Genomic DNA, 21,099 nt, shown 5'->3' on the forward strand with positions numbered 1-21,099 from the left:
CGTCAATCGGGAGGCGATGGGGCGGTTCACTCGGGTGAGTGAAAACTCAGGCTGTAATTCACCGCTTTCGGGCCTGGATCGAGAATATCCAGCGCGATGTGGATCGGCGTTTGCGGCGGCATTTCCGCCATGCCTTCGAGGTCGCCGTTGAGGTATTCGCCAGGCTTGAAGCGACGACTGGCGATCAAATGGCCATTCAGGTCGGCAAAGCGCAGCTCCAGCAATGGAAACGGCTGAGAAAACGTCGCGCGGTTATAAATGATCGCATCGACCACCAGCGCACCGCTGAATTCCGGATGGCTGCGCACCACCAGGTTGCTGCTCTTGATGCGTGCAATATCGACTTTGGAAGGCACGGTGCAACCGATTTGCGGACAGAGCTGCTGAAACCACGGCCGGTACTGATCCTGGCGTGCCAGCTCTTCGAAATGGTAGGCAACATATTGGCCGGCAAGGCCGCCCGCCGCGATGAGTACCAACAGCAGCCAGAGCAGGCGCCGGCCCCACGGTGAACGGCGCTTCTGCCAATCGAGCTGCAGCGGATCGTCGGTCAGGTCTTGCAGCACATCGGCGCGTACGCCGGTTTCTGCGCGCTCGCGCTTTTTCCGTGGCGGAGCAACGGGCGGCAGATCGTCATCATCGCTGTCGTCGCTGGCGGAAAAACGGTCGCGGCGCGCATTCGGGTCGATCGGATCGTGCAGGCGCAGTTGCGGAATGGCCGGCTCGTCATCCAGATCCACCGGTTCCAGCGACAACGAGGGTTCGGTGCGCTCGGGTTTGACCGGTTCGATGTCGCTGATCTGCGGCTCGTCGCCCGGTTCTGGCGCTCGTTGGTCGGCGGGTTCGCTGAACAGGCTGTCCGGCCATGCGCCGTCATCCGGCTCGGCACTGTCGCGACGGGCACTCAGGGCGTCTTCGCGCCCGCGGCCGAGTTCGCTGACCGGTTGAATTTCCCGTTGTTCGAGGCGGGCGAGCTCTTCGTCCAGATCCAGGCTGTCGAGATCCAGTTCGGACGCGCTCCATTGCTTCTGGCTGATGGCGCGCGGCGCTGGGGTTTCGAGCATGACCGGCCGTTGTGGCTCGGCGGGAGTTGCTTCAACCGGAGCGGAAGCAACCGGCGTCACCGCATCCTTGCCGGCGTGTTGTTCCAGCAGCTGTTTGGCCGCATTGAACACTTGCAGGCATGAGCCGCAGCGAACCACTCCGCGGGCCACGCTCAATTGAGCGTGGCTGACACGGAAGCTGGTTTGGCAATGCGGGCACTGGGTGACGAAGCTGTCGGTCATGCGGCGATCCGAATTATGCAGGCGGTCATTCTAGCGCCGACGGCCAGTGATGCGCACCCAGCCATCGCGATTGGCAATCGGATCAAGGTCGAAGTCCTGAGCATAAGCGGCGGCGACTTCATCACCTTGTTCGGCGAGGATGCCCGACAGCGCCAGACGACCGCCGGTCTTGACCAGGCTGGACAGCTGCGGCGCCAGCGACACCAACGGGCCGGCGAGAATATTGGCGACCAGCACGTCGGCCTGCACCTGCGGCAAATCTTCCGGCAGATACAGCGGGAACAGATCGTCGGCGATGTTGTTGCGCCCGGCGTTATCGCGCGAGGCCTCCAGCGCCTGCACATCGATGTCGGTGCCGACCGCTTCCCTGGCGCCGAGCAGCAGGGCGGCAATCGCCAGGATCCCCGAGCCGCAGCCGAAATCGAGCACATTGCAGTCTTTCAAATCCTGGCCGTCGAGCCATTCCAGGCACAGCGCCGTCGTCGGGTGGGTGCCGGTGCCGAAAGCCAGGCCCGGATCGAGCAGCAGGTTGACTGCGTCAGGTTCCGGCGCGGCGTGCCAGCTCGGCACGATCCACAGGCGCTGGCCGAAACGCATCGGCTCAAAGCCGTCCATCCAGCTGCGTTCCCAGTCCTGGTCTTCAATGACTTCGCTGTGATGCTCCGGCAGTGGGCTGCCGGTCAGCAGCTCGAGATGGGCCAGAACCGGTTCCGGTTCGGTGCCACCCTCGAACAGGGCGAGCAAATGGGTGTGCGCCCACAGCGGTGTGGTGTTGAGTTCCGGCTCGAAGATCGGCTGATCTTCGGCGTCCATGAAGGTCACCGACACGGCGCCCACTTCAAGGAAAGCGTCTTCGTAGGTTTCGGCTTGTTCCGGGCTGATGGCCAGACGTACTTGCAGCCAAGGCATGGCGGGCACCTTTGAAAAAATATGATTGCAGCCTAGCGGCCAGCGAGAAGCGCGCAAGTTTACGCGAGCGCGGCGCAGAAGACGAACATGGTTGAAGATCAAAAGATCGCAGGCTTCGGCAGCTCCTACGCTGACAGGCGATCCCCTGTAGAAGCTGCTGCAGGCTGCGATCTTTTGTTTTTCTTTCGAGCAGAAACAACAAAGCCGCCCGAAGGCGGCTTTGTCTGGTGCGGGCTGAAGCTTAGTGCTTCTCGCCAGCCAGCTTGTGCTCGAGGTAGTGAATGTTCACGCCCCCTTTGCAGAAGCCTTCGTCACGAACCAGATCACGGTGCAGCGGGATGTTGGTCTTGATCCCGTCAACCACGATTTCGTCCAGGGCATTGCGCATGCGGGCCATGGCTTCGTCGCGGGTAGTGCCGTAAGTGATCAGCTTGCCGATCAGCGAATCGTAGTTCGGTGGTACGGCATAACCGCTGTACAGGTGCGAATCGACGCGAACGCCGTTGCCGCCTGGAGCATGGAAATGCTTGACCGTACCCGGGCTCGGCATGAAGGTTTTCGGGTCTTCAGCGTTGATCCGGCATTCCAGCGAGTGACCGCGGATAACCACGTCATCCTGCGTGAACGACAGCTTGTTGCCAGCGGCGATGCTGAGCATCTCCTTGACGATGTCGATACCGGTGACCATTTCCGAAACCGGGTGCTCCACCTGAACACGGGTGTTCATTTCGATGAAGTAAAAACGACCGTTCTCGTACAGGAACTCGAAAGTGCCGGCGCCGCGGTAACCGATGTCGATGCAGGCCTTGACGCAGCGGGCCAGAACTTCCTGGCGTGCCTTCTCGTCGATGCCCGGTGCCGGCGCTTCTTCGAGAACCTTCTGGTGACGACGTTGCAGCGAGCAATCGCGGTCGCCCAGATGGATGGCCTGGCCCTGGCCGTCGGACAGAACCTGAACTTCGACGTGACGCGGGTTGGTGAGGAATTTTTCCAGATAGACCATCGGGTTGCCAAACGCCGCGCCTGCTTCGGAGCGGGTCAGTTTCGCCGAGGCGATCAGGTCTTCTTCCTTGTGCACAACGCGCATGCCGCGACCACCGCCGCCGCCAGCGGCTTTGATGATCACCGGGTAGCCGACTTCGCGACCGATGCGCAGCGCCGTTTCTTCGTCTTCCGGCAGTGGGCCGTCAGAACCTGGAACGGTTGGCACGCCGGCTTCGATCATCGCGTGCTTGGCCGATACCTTGTCACCCATCAGGCGGATGGTCTCGGCTTTCGGGCCGATGAAGGCAAAGCCGGAGTTCTCGACCTGTTCGGCAAAATCGGCGTTTTCCGCAAGGAAACCGTAGCCTGGGTGAATGGCGGTAGCGCCAGTCACTTCAGCGGCAGCGATGATGGCCGGAATGTGCAGGTAAGACTGAGCGGCGGACGCCGGGCCGATGCAGACGGATTCGTCTGCCAGACCCAGGTGCATCAGCTCTTTGTCGGCCTTGGAGTAAACGGCGACGGTCTTGATGCCCATCTCTTTGCAGGCACGCAGAATCCGCAGGGCGATCTCACCGCGGTTAGCGATCAGAACTTTTTCCAACTTCGCAGTCATCAAAGGCTCTCCGCGGTTCAAACGATGGTGAACAGCGGTTGGTCGTACTCAACCGGCTGGCCGTCTTCGACGAGGATGGATTCGATCACACCGCTGGTTTCAGCTTCGATGTGGTTCATCATCTTCATGGCTTCGACGATGCACAGGGTGTCGCCTTTCTTCACGGTCTGGCCGACTTCAACGAAGGACGGCGAGGTTGGCGAAGATTTGCGGTAGAACGTACCCACCATCGGCGAACGGGCAACAGTGCCGTTCAGCGCTGGGGCAGCAGCGGCAGCCGGGGCGGCGGCAGCGACCGGAGCGGCGGCGACTGGCGCAGCGGCCGGGGCCTGCATCGGCGCCGGCGCGTAGTACTGCTGAGCCGGAGTCTTGCTGTGACGGCTGATGCGTACGGACTCTTCGCCTTCCTTGATCTCGAGCTCGTCGATGCCGGACTCTTCCAGCAATTCGATCAATTTCTTAACTTTACGGATATCCATGAATCATCAACTCCCAAGGGTCGGTCAGGGGCGTTTAACGCTTGTAGTTCAAGTCGTTGCCTGTGTTTCAAGCTGTTCTAGCGCAGCCTCCAGGGCCAGTCGGTAACCGCTGGCGCCAAGGCCGCAGATCACTCCCACCGCTACATCGGAGAAGTAAGAGTGATGGCGGAAAGGTTCGCGTTTGTGCACGTTGGACAAATGCACTTCGATGAATGGGATGCTCACTCCCAGCAGCGCGTCACGTAATGCGACACTTGTGTGTGTAAAAGCTGCTGGATTGATCAGAATGAAATCGACGCCTTCGCCGCGTGCGGCGTGGATGCGGTCGATCAATTCGTACTCGGCATTGCTTTGCAGATACAGCAGATGATGGCCGGCTTCCCGGGCGCGACGCTCCAGATCCTGATTGATCTGCGCCAGGGTCGTTGAACCGTAAGTGCCGGGTTCGCGGGTGCCGAGCAGGTTCAGGTTGGGGCCGTGCAGCACCAATAGGGTTGCCATCTGCGAGTCCTTGTCATGGGTGAGCAAAGTTCAGAACCCGGCGACTATGCCGCAAAGACTTTATGACTGTCCAGTTCTATGCAATAGCCAGCACGATGGCCGATGTTTGCGCGAAATTTATGACTGAGGGATCTGATCCGGTCACTTGAGGTAATCCCTGTAGGAGCTGCCGAAGGCTGCGATCTTTTTTATGTTTGGAAGCAAGATCAAAAGATCGCGGCCTTCGGCAGCTCCAGGGCTTTTCGTCAGACGCGAAAGGCTTGAACGGCGGTATGCAGTTGCCCGCCCAATGCCAGCAGATTCTCACCTTGTTCACGCCCTCGGCCGATACGCAACAGATTATCCCCGCCAAGTTGATGAATCCGCTCGCTGTGATCGCGTATTTCGCTGACCGCGCCACTTTGCTGCGCCGTGACATCGGCGATGCGCACGGCGGTGTCGGCAATGGTCTGGATAGCGCCGACTATCTTGTCCAGCGCGCCGTCCGCCGCCTGCGCCTGATTGGCGGTGGCTTCGGCGTGTTCGACTTGCGCGCGCATGCCCTCGACCGATTGACGGGCGGCGGTTTGCAAGCCTGCGATCAGCGTTTGAATTTCCGCCGTTGCCCCGGCAGTGCGTTGCGCCAGCGAGCGCACTTCTTCGGCGACCACGGCAAAACCGCGGCCCATCTCTCCGGCGCGTGCCGCTTCGATTGCCGCGTTCAGAGCCAACAGATTGGTCTGGTCGGCAATCGAGCGAATCACGGTCAACACGCCGCCGATGGTGGCCGACTCCTCAGCCAGATGTTCAATCATCTGTGCGTTGCCTTGCACTTCGCCAACCAACGCATGCAGGCCGGTCAGGCTCTGGCCGATCACCGTCTGACCATGCTCGACGGCCAGACCGGCGTGACGGCTGGCATCTGCCGCCTGTCGCGCGTCACCGGCAACCTGTTGGATGGTGGCCTCCAGTTCGCCAAGCGAGTCGCGGATCAGCGCCGTATCTCCAGCCTGGTGTTCGGCGCCGCTGTGCAAGTCGTTGCTCAGTTCGGCGAGGGTGCGACTGCTGCCGGCCACTTGCTCGGCATTGCCGCGAATCGTCCCGACCAGATCCACCAGATACGCGCGCAGACGATTGAGCGAGGCTTCGATATCTTGCAGTTCGCGGTTGGTTTTACCCAGATGAATGTCGTGGCTGAAGTCGCCCTCGGCCCACGTTGAAAGCGCCGGCGCCAAGTTCGTCAGGGTGCGCGAGAGGCGTCGCTGTAACGTATCGATCAGCAGCGCGATCAGCAAAATCAGGCCGATCATTGCGCCCTGCATCAAGCGCACTTCACCTTGAATTTGCCCGTGCTGAGCACGCACTACAGGTTCCAGCGCAGCGATGGCTTGCTGCACCGCGGCAATTTTCTGATGGGTGGCGGCACTGAGATCGGTGCGTTTCTGGATCTGCTCGCGTGTACGCGCCAGCTCGGCAGGATAGCGACCGAGCAGGCTGTTGAGTTCGCGTTTGAGCCCGATTCCCGCATCCTCGGCAATGGTTTGTTCGGTATTTTCGATGCCCATCATTGCCGCGAAATCGTCGCTGCCGGATGCGCTTTTCGCGACAACGCCGCGCAAAGGCAGGGCATCGATGGCCTGCGCTTGCGTGCGCAGTTGCGCCACTTCGCGCTCAACGTCTGCCGCCAGCTCGCTGCGCCCACTGCTGACCAGTTTGTCCCGTGCCAGCGACAGTTTGCCCACATGTTGTGACGCGGCGAGCAGCGGCGTCAGATAGCTTGCATCGCCGTCGGCATAGGTGCTGAGCTGATCGAGGCTGGCGCTCAGTTCACGCTCGGCCTGCAACAGCAACGCTTGCGGATCGCCGGCCAGTTTGCCGGCTGCGAGCAGGTCGGTTTTACTGAATTCTGCCAGGCCGGACAGGCTCGGGCGCAGCGTGTCGGCCAGCGTCGGCGGTAGTTCGTCGAGTTCCATGCCAACATTGTCGATGGCTTGGGCGGCACTGCTCAAACGCAGTGCGTCGCCGCTGGCGAGGTAGTCCTCGACGTTGCGCGCCACTTCATTCTGAAATTGTTGCGACAGCCCCAGGTATCGCTCCATCAGCAAATACGGACGTTCAAGGGCTTTTTGCGACCACCACAGCGTGGCGCCGAGTGCGACGCACACGGCAACCAGCAGTAGGGTATTGAGATTGGTGAGCAACTTCAGGCGCATGACGTCTACCAATGGCAGAAATGGTAAGCGCCTGAATTTATTGCGGTTCTGTTACAGGATCATGACCGAATCAGTGGATTTCGATGAAAAAGTGGCACTTTGCTTTGATTCGCGCGCGGCCTGCACTCGATTGCGTCCCGCACCCTTGGCACGGTAAAGCGCCTCATCCGCTTGGCTGGCCATCATCAGGCTGTCGCAGTCGTCGTGCATCTCTACGACGCCGGCGCTGAAAGTGCACCACAAGTCCTGCGGCTGCGCCGGATAATGAATCTCGGCAAAGCGCTGACGGATCTCGTCGAGAACCTGATACGCCGCTTCGATATCGGTGTCGGGCATGACAATCGCGAACTCTTCGCCGCCGTATCGGCCGATGAAGTCGGTCTTGCGCAAACGCTGCTTGAGGAACAGCGCCAGGCTCTTGATCACCCGATCGCCCATCGGGTGGCCATGACTGTCGTTGACCCGTTTGAAGTGGTCGATGTCGAGCATGGCAAAGCTCAGCGGCTTGCTCTCGCGGCGGGCGCGGAAGGAGCAGTCTTCGAGCAGTTGCAGAATGTGCGTGTGGTTGTACAGACCGGTGAGGCTGTCGCGGACCATCCGCGCTTTCAGATTGCGCGCGCGGGCGGCGCGGTTGCGCACGGTGGTGATCAGATGCCGCGGTTTGATCGGCTTGGTCAGGAAGTCATCACCGCCCTCGCTCATGGCGTCAAGCTGCTTGTCCAGATCGTCTTCGGCTGACAGATAAATGATCGGCACGCTGACGTAGCGGTCGTTATGCCGAATCACTTTGGCCAATTCGGTGCCGGTGCAGGCCGGCATGTACATGTCGAGGATGATCAGGTCCGGCTGGAAATCCGCCAATTCGGCCATTGCCTGAATCGGTTCGATCAGCGTGCGCGTGACGATCCCGGCGCTATTGAGCAGGCGCTCGGTGTGCAGGGCCTGCGCACGCGAGTCGTCGATGATCAGCACTTTGTAAGGTTCGTACTGAGCAACGCACGTGAGGACTTCGATTTTCTCCAGCAGGCTCGACGCTTCGAGGGTGCCGGTGAGAAATTCCTGGCCACCGGCGCGCACCGCAGCGAGACGCGTCGGCGTGTCGGTTTCGTGCAGGCTGAAGAACAGCAGCGGTAACGGCTCGTCCAGGCCGACCTGGGCTTCGGCGGCGAGTTTCAGACCGATGCCGGGGCCGCTGAAATCCACATCCATCACGATCGCCGCGGGCAAGCGTTCGACCATCGACGAACGAAAGGCTGCGACGCTGTCAAGCGCCTGGGCGCTCAAGCCGAAGAATTCCAGTTGTTTGGCCAGCCGCTCGGCGCGGTCGTGATCCTGCAACATCACATAGATAGGTTTGCGCAGCGGCGGCAGGAACGTTTGTTCGAGCTGATCGCCATGGCGCAGGCCGGTGCGCGACAAACGCTGCATCAAGCGATTGAGATCAGTGATCAGGCCGCTGCTGAGGCGCCCGCGATTGGCGTCCACCGCTTGCAGCGACTGGCTGATGTGATGCGCCAATTGCGTGTGTTCCGGCTGTTCGAAACGCTCGGCAAAACGCAGCAGGCGCAGATTCGCCTCACTCAGTTCGGCGAGATCGACGGTGGACCACTCACTGCGTTGCAGGCGCTGCCATATCTCAAGAATCTGACGTGCCTGATGAATTACCCGCTGGGCAAAGTGGTGCTTGAGACGCTCACGGCTGGGGTCTTCTGGCTCGGTCATATCCTGACTACTAGTTAGGGTGCATGCTGAGATCGACTGGTGGCTCTATGCTAGCACCTCTTTTCCCTTAGACCAGTGTCGTAAGTCAATAATCTGTAGAGCAAGACCATTCAGTTTGTGACTGGGTGGTTTTGTTTTTTCAGCGTATGCCGTACAGACGCCCGTTCTACGGGCGTTTAAGACCTTTCCTGCGAATGCTGACTGGATTTCGCTAGCCTTGATGGGCGACGTCCTACAGCGGTTTCTGATTTTTCCGCGACCCGGTTTCACGAGATGAGTTGACTGGTACGGTTCAGGGATTCCCCTAGCTGCCGTCTCTCCAACATGAGCCAATGTTTCAACGAACACGCCAGTGATAGCCAGCGCCTGAATCATGCCATCACGCCGATTGACGAGTGTGCTTGCAGCGACGAGGTGCTGTATGGCGAGCGGATGCGGGTGACGCAAGTGCCGGTGCTGACCTGCCAATGCCTTTGGCGCACCTATCAGAGTCAGGCCGAGGAAATCGTTGCGCCCAAGGGCGTCTTTATCACCGATCCGGTCAAACGCAACCGAGCGATCAACGCGGCTTATGCCCGGCTCTGGCAGCACGACAAGCGGTTTCAGTGGGCCGGTCTGGCAGCATTCGCGTCCAAGCAGGTGGGCTGCGGATTGCTGCATGCGGCTGAAAGTATCGAACGCATCCGCGGGGAATACGAAGCGCGGCAGCGAGTGCGTGCCGGGCGCAGTGAGTCGGGGTTGCTCACACCGGAGAAGATGCCGGAACAGGCCGATGACTTGCGGGAATATCAACTGGCCCAGGCGCGCAATCCGGTGTCCGCCATGGACGTTCGGGTACCGGGCGAAAAGCTGTCGGTGGTGGAGCAACAGTTCCGGCATGTTTACGAAATGATGGCGATGGGCAATACCACGCTGTTTCTGGATGTGTACCCGTTGCATCAGTTTTATGCGTTGCGGGGGTTGGGGGAGTTGAAGAAGTGTCTTGAGGAACGGCAGAACATCTATGGGCACGTGAAGTTTTCAGTGCTTTGGCCGGTGGGGCAGAAACAACTTCGCTTCGGTTTGAGGTTTCCAGAAGTCCTAAAAGCTTTTGAGGCCGTAGAAAGAGGGAATATCGCGGAAAGCGTTGAACATCTGGCGCGACACGAACAGCGAAACATCCTCCAGCCCACTATTTACGAAGACGGCCATCTGGTGACTTTGTTACGTGGCAATCATCTTTCCTACGTAACAGGTTTTCCTTCCGGCGTTGCACAGGCCATCGAGCTGACGCTGACCAGTCAATGCCGGGGCGTTGACGATGGCCGTACGATCAGCTTCAGCAATCATCCGTTTGCAGATTTGTCCGATGTTGATCAGCGAATGGAGTTCGTGCTTCGGGCAGCTGCTCGTTTTGACCAAATGCTCAATGACGAAAATAAAGATTCATTGGCGCAATCCATAGGTGAGATCGCTGCAATGGAGGGCACTTGATGATCTCATGCAACGTTCTATTCAGTTGGCGCAGTTGGGCATGGTTGGTGTTTTTTGCCGTTTTGGCAATCGCTGCCGAGCATCAGTTGACGCAATCATTATGGGACGAGCCCGTGATCGTGCTCGAAATCGGCGGTACCTATGAAAGCATGCTCGAGCAATCTACCGCCTCATTCAGTCCGTTGATTCGGGGTCATATCTGGGCCGGGATTCCGAAGACGGATGCGCGTCTGCGCTTTGTCGATTCGCAGTATGGTTTCGATACGCCTCTGGCGCGGTTTTTGTCAGTAGGTTTTAACGACAACTTGGTTGACGACATCCGTATGTCTCCGCAAATAGAGCCGTTGCTGATCGACGATGCCATGAAAGTCGTTCTCGACCTGCAAGCCCAATGGTGCGCAAAAGGCTGGAGGCCGATAGGCACACGGCGCAATCCGACCATATCGGATACTCCCGAGTGGCGCGCTTATCTCAGGAACGGAGAACTCGCTGGATACTCCTACTGGCAGGCTGGTGACAAGTATCAGGCAATGCTGATTCTAGGGAGATTCAACGACTACAGGTATCCCGACCAGGAACGCTATCTCATTACCCTCGCTATCGCGGCGCCGTGGCTCCAATTCGAAGAAGACGAAAGTCGGTTCGAGCCTCATCACTCCCCGCCGCCCCAACCTAAAGAAGGAACTCAGTCATGCCAGGCGTTTGCGGTGTCGGCGCAGTTCATTGCTGAAGATTCTGTCATGGAGGGCGGTGGATGAGCCTGCGCTTCTCTCATTTCAACCGGCGCCATTGGGCGTTGCTGCTATGTATTGTTTTGGTGCTGGCCGCGTTACGGCAATTGGTGCAGCCGCTCTGGGATGATCCAGTGATTACCTTGGGGATCGGAGAAACCTATGAGTTTCTTTTTCCTTAGACCAGTGTCGTAAATCAATAATCTGTAGAGCAAGACTAATCAGTTTGTGACTGGGTGGTTTTGTTTTTTGAGCGTATGCCGTACAGACGCCCGTTCTACGGGCGTTTGAGACCTTTCCTGCGAATGCTGACTGGATTTCGCTGGCGTTGATGGGCGACGTCCTACAGCGGTTTCTGATTTTTCCGCGACCCGGTTTCACGTGATGAGTTGACTGGTACGGTTCAGGGATTCCCCTAGCTGCTGTCTCTTCAACATGAGCCAATGTTTCAACGAACACGCCAGTGATACCCAGCGCCTGAATCATGCCATCACGCCGATTGATGAGTGTGCTTGCAGCGAAGAGTTGCTGTACGGCGAGCGGGTGCGGGTGACGCAAGTGCCGGTGCTGACGTGCGCTGGTCTCTGGCGTATCTATCAGCGTGAAGCCGAAAATATCGTTGCGCCGGCCGGCGTTCTGATTGCCGATCCTGTGGAGCGTAACCAGGCAATCAATGCGGCCTATGCCCGGTTGTGGTTGCAGGATTCTCGTTTTCAATGGGCAGGCCTGGCGGCGTTTGCCTCGAAGCAGGTCGGCTGTGGATTGCTGCATGCTTCAACCAGTGTCGATCTGATTGGTCAGCAGCGAGAAGCCAGATCCCGCTTGCGTGACATTCGTCGAGAGGCTGGATTGCTGACGTCGGGGCGGCGTGAAGAACAGGCGAAAGCATTGGATGATTACAAGGCAGCGAGTGCGAGTAATCCGGCCTCCGGATTGGATCTGCACCTGGGCGGCGATGAGTTGACGGTCATACAGCGGCAGTTTCGCCACGTGCATGAAATGATGGCTTTGGGGAATACCACGCTGTTTTTGGATATCTTTCCGCTTCATGCGTTTTACGCCAATCGGGGTCTGAAAGAATTCAGTACTTGCCTAAAGGCAAGGGGGGGGATTTACGGCCATCCTGGGTTTCCAGTGCTGTGGCCCGTTGGGCAGGAGCAACTGAAGTTTGGGCAATACTTCGAGGTTTTATTGCGGGCATTTCAAGCTATAGAAGCGGGGGATATTGCGCGAAGTGTGAAGCTTCTAGCGGAACATGAGCAGCGTCACATACTTCAACCGAGCATTTATGAAGATATGCGCCTTATCGCTTTGCTTCGAAGCAATCACGCGTCCTTCGTCACAGGTTTTCCCTCCGGAGCTGCCCAGGCCATCGAGCTCACGTTGGCCAATCAGTGCCGTTCGCTTGAAGACGGACGCACTATCGGTTTTGACGACAATCCATTCGCCAACCTCGCTGACGTCGAACAGCGTATGGAGTTTGTGCTTCGGGCTGCGGAGCGTTTCGATGATTTGCTAAATGGCGTTCATAGTTCCGCTCTTGAACAGTCAATAAGAGATATTGCGTCCGGAACGGCGGCCCAATGAAGCTGCGTAAATGGATAGATGGCTGGCGGTTTGTTTTGCTCGCGGTGATAGCGGTCGCGTTACTGCGCTGGTCAATTGAATGCATGCAAGACGATTTCGAAATCGCCCTGACGATCAATGAGCCTTGGGAGCAGATGAGTCAACGCTCATTTGCCGCGGTCGGGCCCGCGCCTGCCAATGCTGTCTGGACAAGCAAATCCAGATCGGGTGTGCGTTTGCGTTTCATCGATCCGGAATTCGGTTTTGTGACTCCCTTAGCCCGCGATTTCAGGATTATTGCCAAATCGAATGATCTGGTGGGGCGTGTTCGTCTCTCACCGCAAATGACGCCGCTTTCACTTGATGAGGCACTCATTGTCGTCTCGGATCTGCGTGATCAGTTGCGCAACAAATGCTGGGTGGAAGCAAAAGTGATGGATGACCCTCCGATAGCGGACACCTTGCAATGGCGCACGTGGTTTCACTCCCGTACGGAACACGCGATGTCTTTTTGGCTGGCGGCTGACAAGTACCAGTTACAGCTCGATATAGAGCCATGGCGGATGAGGACTCACAAAACAGACCCGCGTTATCGAGTTGTGTTGATGGTTGATGAGCCTTTTTTGCCGTTTGCCAATGCAGCATCTGCGAATGGCTGCGTTCGCAGCGACAGTAAAACCTCATAAAATCAAGGAGCAACCCCATGCCCATCCCAGCCTTCATGACCATACACGGCAGCCGTCAAGGCCTGATCAGTGCCGGCGCGTTCACCGAGGCTTCGGTGGGTAACAGTTATCAGACGGGGCGTGAAGACCAGATCATGGTGCAGGCATTCAGCCACGGGCTTTTTGTGCCGAAGGGGCAGGGGGCGGGGCGCAGGATGCACAAGCCGCTGATCATCACCAAAACCCTCGACAAGGCCTCGCCGCTGATCAATACCGCGTTGTGTTCCGGTGAGCTGCTGAGTCAGTGCCGTCTGGAGTGGTATCGCACGTCGGCGCAAGGGGTGCAGGAGCACTTCTACACAATTGAGCTGGAGGATGCATTGATCGTCGGGGCCGAGATGTTGATGCCGCATTGTCTCGATGCCAGGACGTCGCACCTGACGCAACTGGAGAAGGTCCACTTCAGCTATCGGCGCATCTATTGGCGCCACGAAATCAGCCGAACCATGGGCTCCGACGACTGGCAAGGCGAGGGCCAGGGATGAGGCTCGTTCGTGAATCAAGCCTGACGGATAACGAGCGTCAGCATGCCTATCCGGCGAAGCAGGCGCTGGCGCAGGTCGCCCGCGTATTGAAGACGCGCCAACCGCTCGAAGGGCTGGACCAGCTACGCGCAGGCTTGATGATCAATCTCGACAGCGAAGTGCTGGCGCAGATCAAGCAGGGAGAATGGTGCTTGATCAAGGCCGAGGCCGACTATGGCCACTGGCAGGTTGCCGAGGCGGTTTTCGAGCAAACCGTGCTGGATCTGCTGAGCAATCCGCCCGCGCAGCCGACGCGTACGCCGCGAATCTTTCGCCTGGTCGACAGCGTGACCGGTCAACCCTTGCCTGAGCAGGCGTACATCGCCACGGTCGACGGGACCCCCAACCAGCGCCGAACCGATGCCCAGGGCATTGCACATCTGTTTATGGCCGAAGAAGTGCGGCAGCTTTCATTGCGGATTTTCAACGTCTGATTTGCAGCGACTATCCTTTGGTTCGCGACACCCTCCGCTTGTTTTGCGTCAGCCTCCCGATAGCGGGTGCCCGGCCAAGGCACGTTGTTGTATGGTTGTGGTCGAACCGTTGAACCCAAGTGATTGAAAGGATATCGCCATGCTGGACTGGAAAAACCGCGCGGGCAGCGCGCCTGAACGTGCCGCCGAGCCCAAGTCGGCCACCCGCAGCTATGTCGGCGGGCTGCTGTTCAGCCGTGCGCTGGCTACGCTGCTTGGCATTTATCTGCTCGTGACCGGCGCTCTCGGCTGGTACTGGAGTCAGGAGCCGGCGCTGTTTCCGGTGGCGCAAAACGCGCAGGTCGCGGCCGAGAAGGAAGGCAAGCAAATGGTGGTCGGCTACACCACCGTCGAAACCCTGAAATCGGTTGCCGGTACGCTGCTCGACAAGCCGGGCGGTTACATTTCCAACGACCGTTTTCCGCCTGGCCTGTGGATGGACAACACGCCAAGCTGGGAATACGGCGTGCTGGTTCAGGTTCGCGATCTGACGCGTGCCTTGCGCAAAGACTTTGCCCGTTCGCAATCGCAGTCGGCGGAAGATGCCGATCTCGCGAAAGCCGAACCGCGTTTCAACTTCGACAACAAGAGCTGGGTCCTCCCGTCCAGTGAGTCGGAGTATCAGGAAGGCATCAACTCTCTGAGCCGCTATCAGGCTCGCCTGTCGGACCCGACTCAGAAAAACGCGCTGTTTTATGCGCGCGCCGACAACCTGAACAACTGGCTCGGCGATGTCGGCACCCGTCTCGGTTCGCTGTCGCAGCGGCTGTCGGCCAGTGTCGGCCGGGTCAAACTCAACACCGCGCTGAAAACCGAAGTCCCCGCTATTGGCGAAGTGCCGCAGGTTGACGAAGAAGTCGTGGAAACCCCATGGATGCAAATCGACAACGTGTTCTACGAAGCGCGCGGTCAGGCGTGGGCGCTCTCGCATTTGCTGCGCGCAATTGAAGTCGACTTCGCCGATGTCCTGGCGAAGAAGAACGCCACGGTCAGCGTGCGTCAGATCATCCGTGAGCTGGAGGCTTCGCAGGAGCCGGTGTGGAGCCCGATGATTCTCAACGGCAGCGGTTTTGGCGTTTTGGCTAACCATTCATTGGTCATGGCCAATTACATTTCCCGGGCCAACGCTGCAGTGATCGATTTGCGTCAATTGCTCAATCAGGGCTGATTCATGAGTGAGAACGCCAGAGAAGCGGCGCATCGCGCCGCTTCGGACGCCGAACAGATCGCCTGGGTCGACGAGCAGGACAACCTGCTCGGTGCTCTGGTGCGCGCCGACTTGCGCGAGCGCGGGCTGATCGGGCGCGGCACTTACATCATGTTGTTCAATTCCGCCGGTGAGCTTTGCGTGCATCGGCGCACCTTGAGCAAGGCGATCTATCCCGGTTATTGGGACGTGGCGGCAGGCGGCATGGTGCAGGCGGATGAGACATACGCTGAATCGGCTGCCCGCGAGCTGGAAGAGGAATTGGGTGTCAGCGGCGTCGAGTTGACCGCCCACGACCATTTCTACTTCGAGGACACCGGCAATCGCCTTTGGTGTTCCGCGTTTTCCGCCGTGTGGGACGGGCCGTTGATTCTGCAACCGGAAGAGGTTCTTGAAGCGCGGTTCATTCCGGTTGAACAGGTCATGCGCGAAATCCAGCAGAAGCCTTATTGCCCGGACTCTCTGGCGGCACTGAAGCGTTATCTAAAGGCGCAGCAAAGCGACGTCGCAAACAACACATAAATTGGCGCCGATTGGCACTTAGCAATCCGGATTTTTGCCGTTACACTGCGCGACCTTTTCAAGCTGCACCGAATAGTTTGAGGTGGGCCTGCTGACCCACTGTAGAAGCTGCCGAAGGCTGCGATCTTTTGATCTTGTTTTAAAGAGCAGGATCAAAAGATCGCAGCCTTCGGCAGCTCCTGCAGTTCAGCAGTCTCGTCGCCAAATTCCGATGCAGTAGCGCTGCCCCTGCCTGAGTGGGGCTTCGCGGTCGCTGACCTTGCCCAAGGTTGCGATCAGTCTTTGTCCTCCCGAGAGGATTGCCGGTGGCCAAAAAAGCCGCATCCTTCGCCGCCCTGGGCGGCCTGGTATTTTCCACCGACGCAGGTCGTCATTGCCCGGAATGCAGTAAGCCGGTGGACGCCTGTATCTGCAAACAAACCGTGATCCCGGCCGGCGACGGCATTGCCCGCGTGCGTCGCGAAAGCAAGGGCCGCGGCGGCAAGACGGTGACCACCATCACCGGCGTGCCGCTGGCCGAAGACGCGCTCAAAGAGTTGGCGACGACGTTGAAAAAACGTTGTGGCACCGGCGGGGCGTTGAAGGACGGCATCATCGAAATCCAGGGCGATCACGTCGAGCTACTCTTGGCTGAGCTGGTCAAGCACGGTTTCAAAGCGAAGAAGTCCGGCGGCTAGCAGCCTCTGTGAAACCCACCTGCGGCTTGATCCGGTTCTGAAATACTTGAGATCCGGCGTCGTCTCCATGGTTTTCACAGAGCCTGTTCATGACCGGTTTCTAAACTCCACGCGGTCAGTGCGGTCTACCGCCGCACTGACGAACCGTCATTTTCATTCTTTAGACTGCGCCGGCCTGAACCCCAGGCGACGCACTATGACTTCTTTATAGGGGACTTCGATGTCCGTACGACGCACACGTAAAGACGATGGCAGCCAATGGACAGTTGCGGACAGCCGCAGCGTTTACGGGATTCGCCATTGGGGGGCCGGGTATTTCGCGATCAATGAAGCCGGTCGCGTCGAAGTTCGTCCGAACGGCCCGAGCAGCTCGCCCATCGACCTGTTCGAGCAAGTCGACCAACTGCGCAAAAGCGGTTTGTCCTTGCCGTTGTTGGTGCGCTTCCCCGACATCCTGCAGGATCGTGTTCGCCAGTTGACCGGCGCCTTCGATGCGAACATCGAGCGCCTGGAATACCAGAGCAAATACACCGCGCTGTACCCGATCAAGGTGAACCAGCAAGAAGCGGTGATCGAGAACATCATCGCCACTCAAAACGTTTCCATCGGTCTGGAAGCCGGTTCCAAGCCCGAGCTGCTGGCCGTGCTTGCGCTCGCGCCGAAGGGCGGCACCATCGTTTGCAACGGCTACAAGGATCGCGAGTTCATTCGTCTGGCCCTGATGGGACAGAAGCTTGGCCACAACGTGTTCATCGTCATCGAGAAAGAGTCCGAAGTCGCTCTGGTGATCGAGGAAGCCGCCTCGCTCAAGGTCAAGCCACAGGTGGGTCTGCGCGTGCGTCTGTCGTCGCTGGCCTCGTCGAAGTGGGCGGACACCGGTGGTGAGAAGTCCAAATTCGGCCTGTCTGCGGCGCAGTTGCTGTCGGTGGTCGAGCGCTTCCGTGGCGCCGGCCTGGATCAGGGCATCCGTCTGCTGCACTTCCACATGGGCTCGCAGATCGCCAACCTCGCCGACTACCAGCACGGCTTCAAGGAAGCGATCCGTTATTACGGCGAGTTGCGCAACCTCGGCTTGCCGGTTGATCACATCGACGTGGGCGGTGGCCTGGGTGTCGACTACGACGGTACGCACTCGCGCAACGCCAGTTCGATCAACTACGACATGGACGATTACGCCGGTGTCGTGGTCGGCATGCTCAAGGAATTCTGCGATGCGCAGAGCCTGCCGCATCCGCACATTTTCTCCGAAAGCGGCCGCTCGCTGACCGCCCACCACGCGATGCTGGTGGTGCAGGTCACTGACGTCGAGAAACACAACGACGAAATCCCGCTGATCGAAAACAAGGAAAACCTGCCGGAAACCGTGCAGTGGCTGGTGGATCTGCTTGGGCCGACCGACATCGAAATGGTCACCGAAACCTACTGGCGCGCCACGCACTACATGAGCGATGTGGCTGCACAGTACGCTGACGGCAAACTGACCCTGGCGGAAAAAGCCCTGGCCGAGCAGTGCTACTTCGCCGTCTGCCGTCGCTTGCACAACTCGCTGAAAGCGCGGCAGCGTTCGCACCGCCAAGTGCTCGACGAGCTCAACGACAAGCTGGCCGACAAGTACATCTGCAATTTCTCGGTGTTCCAGAGCCTGCCGGACACCTGGGCGATCGACCAGGTACTGCCGATCATTCCGCTGCACCGTCTCGACGAGGAGCCGTTGCGCCGTGCAGTGCTGCAGGATCTGACCTGCGACTCCGATGGCAAGATCAACCAGTACGTCGACGAGCAGAGCATCGAAACCAGCCTGCCGGTACACGGTTTGAATGAAGGCGAAGATTATCTGCTTGGCGTGTTCCTGGTCGGCGCCTACCAGGAAATCCTCGGCGACATGCACAACCTGTTCGGTGACACCGACTCGGTGAACATCTACCAGAACGCCGATGGCAGCGTCTACCACGCCGGCATCGAGACCCACGACACCATCGAAGACATGTTGCGTTACGTGCATTTGTCGCCGGAAGAGCTGATGACCCACTACCGCGACAAGTGCGCCAGTGCCCGCATCAGTGCCAGCGAGCGCACGCAGTTCCTCGATGCATTGCGTCTGGGGCTGACCCGTTCTTCTTACCTGTCTTCCTGAGGTCAGGTTGCCTGCCCGCCGGGTTGTCTGAAATTTTCCCGATAGTTGCGGAAATTTCAGATGACTCGGTGGGACACTTCCCAAAATCTCCGCGAAATATAGGCTCATCCCGGCCAGCAAAGTCATTCGGTCTGCTTTTCGCGTAGGTCATTTCCTAAGTTGTAGTTGCGCTCTCTACTCAGCCATGGCTCTCGGCGAGAATCCCCGGCCGCCCCTCCTGTAGAGATCCGCCAATGTTCGATCCCACCAACGAGTCGTCGTTTCGTCTCGATGTAGCGGGTCTGTCCGCTCCCTTCGAAGTCCTGGCCTTTACCGGTAACGAGGCCCTCAGCGAGCCCTTCGCGTTTGAAATCGATGTGTTGGTCGAAGATGCGCATCTGGACCTTGCCAGTTTGTTGCACCGATCGGCATTTCTGTGTTTTGGCGCCGCGCATGAGGGCGTGCACGGCCAGTTGCAGAGTCTGCTCCAGCACGAGCACGGCAGTAGCTCGCGGTTATGTCGGGTTCAGCTCGGGCCGAAATTGAGTTGCCTGGCGCTACGGTTCAGCCAGCGCATCTTCAGCGGTAAATCCGTGGTGCAGATGCTTGATCAAGTGCTCAAGGAACACGGAATCACAGGCGCTCAGCGCCGCTTCGACTGCTGCGCCAAATATTCCCCCGGCACGTTTTGCACTCAATACTGCGAATCGGATCTGCAGTTTCTCCAGCGCTTGTGCGCCCAGGCGCGTCTTCATTATTACTTCGAACACCGGCGCGATGGGCATTGCCTGGTATTCGGCGACGATCCTGCCGGCCTGCCGACAACCGCTGTGGCACGGTTTGCCGTTGCGGGCGAAGAGGCCGTCCCCGCTGTTCGGCAGTGGCAGTTGCAGGACAAGGTGCAGCACGTCCCGGCAACGGCGCCGCTGCGCACAGCGCAAGGCCAGACCCATCTGGCCGGGCTGCGCAGTGGTCAATGGTTGCCGCTGACCGGTCATCCTCTAGCCGAATGCAATCGTCGCTGGTTATTGACCCGGGTGGAGCATCACGCCGATCAACTCATGGAACCGGTCTACAGCAACCAGATTTTTGCCCTTGAGCAAGCGTCAGCATTGGCGCCGACGGCCGCGTCCTCGAGGCGACGCATGCACAGCCTGCAACGGGCCTGGGTGGTGGAAGTCGACGAGCCGCGCCCCGATCACTCGCGCCCGGTCGCGGTGCAATTCGATTGGCTGTATCAAGGCGAAGGTGCCGCCCCCAGCCATTGCTGGCTACCGTTGGCTCCGTCGCTGCAGCAGGCACCGAGCGCCATACTGGGCGAGGGTGTCGAAGTGGTGGTGAGTTTTCTCGAGGGTGACCCGGATCAGCCAATCATCAGTGGCATCTTGCAAAACCCTGTCGCCAGCGTCGACCACGAAGACCAGCCGCCATCGCCTGTCTTGCCAATGAGCCTGAGCGACAGCACGCTACGCCTGCTGCAATCGGCTGAGCCGTTGCTGTTGTTGTGTCTGATTCCCGGGGGCGGCAGTTTCAATCACTGTGCGCATTCGGTGTGCACCTGCCGATTGGTCGCCACCCTCGAACAGAGTGGCGGGCAATGAGTGGCGCAAGGCTCGATATGGATGCGCAGTGGTTATTACTTGACCGGGTGGATAGCCCGAGGGCGGTGCAGACGCTGCGTCAGGGGTTTGCCGGTGTGCAAAGCTTCTGGCTGTTTGACGACACCGAATTTCAGTCGGCGCGTGAGCTCGGGCCGCAATTGATCAGTTTGCAAGGTTGCCCGGCCTTGAATTCGCTATGTCAGCGCGATCCGCAGACCTGGCGCGGCTTGTTGCTGCACAGCTCAAGGCCCGGCGAAGAACTGCTTGCGCATTTGCGCCGGATGCTCACGGTTTCCCTGGGCCTCAGTCACCGCGCGCTGCTGGGTTTCTACAACCGTCAGACCGCCAGCTACTTTTTCGATGCCTGTGATGCCCGCGAATTGAGCCGTTGGCTCGGGCCTGTCCAGCACGTGACCTGGTTCGGGGGCACCTGGGCGGACCGCGCAGTTGGCAGTGAAGGCTGGCAGCAACTGCACAATCCAGGCTTGGCAGTCGCGCGCCTCGGCGTTGAGGAATCACTCAGCCCGCGCCAGCGCGAACGCCTGCAAACCTGTTTGCTGGAACAACATGCCTACCGCTGGAGTCAATCGATGGGTGTCGCTTATCCACAGTTATGGAGCCATGCCCAACAGGGGCTGATGCTGGGATTCACTGATCGCAGCGTACTCGATGAATGGCTATGGCTACGCTTGCAACACCCGCGAAAGGTTCTGCCGCTGCTGCCGGAAGGGCTGCCGCAGCAGGACCGACTCGACGACCTGCGCAGCCAATGGCAGAACGACCACCCCTGAGGCAAAC

General features: G+C 59.0%; 20 protein-coding genes. 13 read left to right on the forward strand and 7 right to left on the reverse strand.

All coding sequences use genetic code 11. The annotated features are described in order from the left end of the window. Nucleotides 1-26: 26 nt before the first annotated feature. From EL257_RS03040 to gcbA, 7 genes are all read right to left on the reverse strand, one after another. On the reverse strand, nucleotides 27-1,286 hold the full coding sequence (locus EL257_RS03040; protein ID WP_126359709.1) for a DUF3426 domain-containing protein: 1,260 nt from the start codon (nucleotides 1,284-1,286) through the stop codon (nucleotides 27-29). A gap of 30 nt (nucleotides 1,287-1,316) precedes the next feature. Next, nucleotides 1,317-2,195, reverse strand: a complete 879-nt coding sequence (prmA, locus tag EL257_RS03045) for a 50S ribosomal protein L11 methyltransferase (RefSeq protein WP_126359711.1) — start codon at nucleotides 2,193-2,195, stop codon at nucleotides 1,317-1,319. A gap of 241 nt (nucleotides 2,196-2,436) precedes the next feature. Next, nucleotides 2,437-3,795 (reverse strand): acetyl-CoA carboxylase biotin carboxylase subunit, encoded by a 1,359-nt coding sequence (gene accC, locus EL257_RS03050; protein ID WP_126359713.1) that lies wholly within the window; start codon nucleotides 3,793-3,795, stop codon nucleotides 2,437-2,439. A 17-nt stretch (nucleotides 3,796-3,812) separates the two neighbouring features. After that, entirely contained in the window at nucleotides 3,813-4,274 is a 462-nt protein-coding gene (gene accB / locus EL257_RS03055; RefSeq protein WP_007914603.1) for an acetyl-CoA carboxylase biotin carboxyl carrier protein, read from the reverse strand. Nucleotides 4,275-4,322: 48 nt separating this feature from the next. Further along, a complete protein-coding gene (aroQ, locus tag EL257_RS03060; RefSeq protein ID WP_007914604.1) occupies nucleotides 4,323-4,775 on the reverse strand; it encodes a type II 3-dehydroquinate dehydratase in 453 nt (150 codons plus the stop codon). 245 nt (nucleotides 4,776-5,020) lie between these two features. Beyond that, nucleotides 5,021-6,967 carry a methyl-accepting chemotaxis protein gene (locus EL257_RS03065; protein ID WP_126359715.1) on the reverse strand — a complete coding sequence of 649 codons (1,947 nt, stop codon included), beginning with the start codon at nucleotides 6,965-6,967 and terminating at the stop codon, nucleotides 5,021-5,023. Nucleotides 6,968-7,018: 51 nt separating this feature from the next. Next, complete coding sequence (gene gcbA / locus EL257_RS03070; protein ID WP_126359717.1) at nucleotides 7,019-8,689, reverse strand: diguanylate cyclase GcbA; 1,671 nt, start codon at nucleotides 8,687-8,689, stop codon at nucleotides 7,019-7,021. Between the two features lie 324 nt (nucleotides 8,690-9,013). On the opposite strand from gcbA, the gene EL257_RS03075 reads away from it, so the two are divergent. The 13 genes from EL257_RS03075 to EL257_RS03130 all read left to right on the forward strand — a co-directional run bounded on the left by EL257_RS03075 (nucleotide 9,014) and on the right by EL257_RS03130 (nucleotide 21,092). Continuing rightward, nucleotides 9,014-10,162: a DUF2515 family protein gene (locus EL257_RS03075; RefSeq protein WP_126359719.1), complete on the forward strand. Its 1,149-nt coding sequence runs from the start codon at nucleotides 9,014-9,016 to the stop codon at nucleotides 10,160-10,162. After that, nucleotides 10,162-10,920: a hypothetical protein gene (locus tag EL257_RS03080; protein ID WP_232013060.1), complete on the forward strand. Its 759-nt coding sequence runs from the start codon at nucleotides 10,162-10,164 to the stop codon at nucleotides 10,918-10,920. The genes EL257_RS03075 and EL257_RS03080 overlap by 1 nt, the downstream gene beginning before the upstream one ends. After that, on the forward strand, nucleotides 10,917-11,075 hold the full coding sequence (locus EL257_RS27655) for a hypothetical protein (RefSeq protein ID WP_172604444.1): 159 nt from the start codon (nucleotides 10,917-10,919) through the stop codon (nucleotides 11,073-11,075). Before EL257_RS03080 ends, EL257_RS27655 begins: the two co-directional genes overlap by 4 nt. A 253-nt stretch (nucleotides 11,076-11,328) precedes the next feature. Then, nucleotides 11,329-12,480 (forward strand): DUF2515 family protein, encoded by a 1,152-nt coding sequence (locus EL257_RS03085; RefSeq protein WP_126359721.1) that lies wholly within the window; start codon nucleotides 11,329-11,331, stop codon nucleotides 12,478-12,480. Further along, on the forward strand, nucleotides 12,477-13,145 hold the full coding sequence (locus tag EL257_RS03090; RefSeq protein WP_126359723.1) for a hypothetical protein: 669 nt from the start codon (nucleotides 12,477-12,479) through the stop codon (nucleotides 13,143-13,145). Before EL257_RS03085 ends, EL257_RS03090 begins: the two co-directional genes overlap by 4 nt. Before the next feature lie 17 nt (nucleotides 13,146-13,162). Continuing rightward, nucleotides 13,163-13,669, forward strand: a complete 507-nt coding sequence (locus EL257_RS03095; protein ID WP_126359725.1) for an Hcp family type VI secretion system effector — start codon at nucleotides 13,163-13,165, stop codon at nucleotides 13,667-13,669. Further along, the gene (locus tag EL257_RS03100) at nucleotides 13,666-14,142 is read left to right on the forward strand and encodes a hypothetical protein (protein ID WP_126359727.1); all 477 of its coding nucleotides are present in this window, start codon (nucleotides 13,666-13,668) and stop codon (nucleotides 14,140-14,142) included. Before EL257_RS03095 ends, EL257_RS03100 begins: the two co-directional genes overlap by 4 nt. 139 nt (nucleotides 14,143-14,281) lie before the next feature. Continuing rightward, on the forward strand, nucleotides 14,282-15,349 hold the full coding sequence (locus tag EL257_RS03105; RefSeq protein WP_126359729.1) for a DUF2333 family protein: 1,068 nt from the start codon (nucleotides 14,282-14,284) through the stop codon (nucleotides 15,347-15,349). A gap of 3 nt (nucleotides 15,350-15,352) precedes the next feature. After that, nucleotides 15,353-15,910, forward strand: coding sequence for an NUDIX hydrolase (locus tag EL257_RS03110; protein ID WP_126359732.1), 558 nt, complete (start codon nucleotides 15,353-15,355; stop codon nucleotides 15,908-15,910). A gap of 305 nt (nucleotides 15,911-16,215) precedes the next feature. After that, the gene (locus EL257_RS03115) at nucleotides 16,216-16,587 is read left to right on the forward strand and encodes a translation initiation factor Sui1 (protein ID WP_007951016.1); all 372 of its coding nucleotides are present in this window, start codon (nucleotides 16,216-16,218) and stop codon (nucleotides 16,585-16,587) included. 220 nt (nucleotides 16,588-16,807) lie between these two features. Continuing rightward, nucleotides 16,808-18,721 carry an arginine decarboxylase gene (gene speA / locus EL257_RS03120; protein WP_126359734.1) on the forward strand — a complete coding sequence of 638 codons (1,914 nt, stop codon included), beginning with the start codon at nucleotides 16,808-16,810 and terminating at the stop codon, nucleotides 18,719-18,721. A gap of 233 nt (nucleotides 18,722-18,954) precedes the next feature. Next, nucleotides 18,955-20,301: a type VI secretion system Vgr family protein gene (locus tag EL257_RS03125; RefSeq protein WP_126359736.1), complete on the forward strand. Its 1,347-nt coding sequence runs from the start codon at nucleotides 18,955-18,957 to the stop codon at nucleotides 20,299-20,301. Continuing rightward, nucleotides 20,298-21,092 (forward strand): DUF4123 domain-containing protein, encoded by a 795-nt coding sequence (locus tag EL257_RS03130; RefSeq protein WP_126359738.1) that lies wholly within the window; start codon nucleotides 20,298-20,300, stop codon nucleotides 21,090-21,092. Before EL257_RS03125 ends, EL257_RS03130 begins: the two co-directional genes overlap by 4 nt. Nucleotides 21,093-21,099: the final 7 nt, after the last annotated feature.

Source organism: Pseudomonas fluorescens (assembly GCF_900636825.1).
Classification (GTDB): Bacteria; Pseudomonadota; Gammaproteobacteria; order Pseudomonadales; family Pseudomonadaceae; genus Aquipseudomonas; species Aquipseudomonas fluorescens_BG.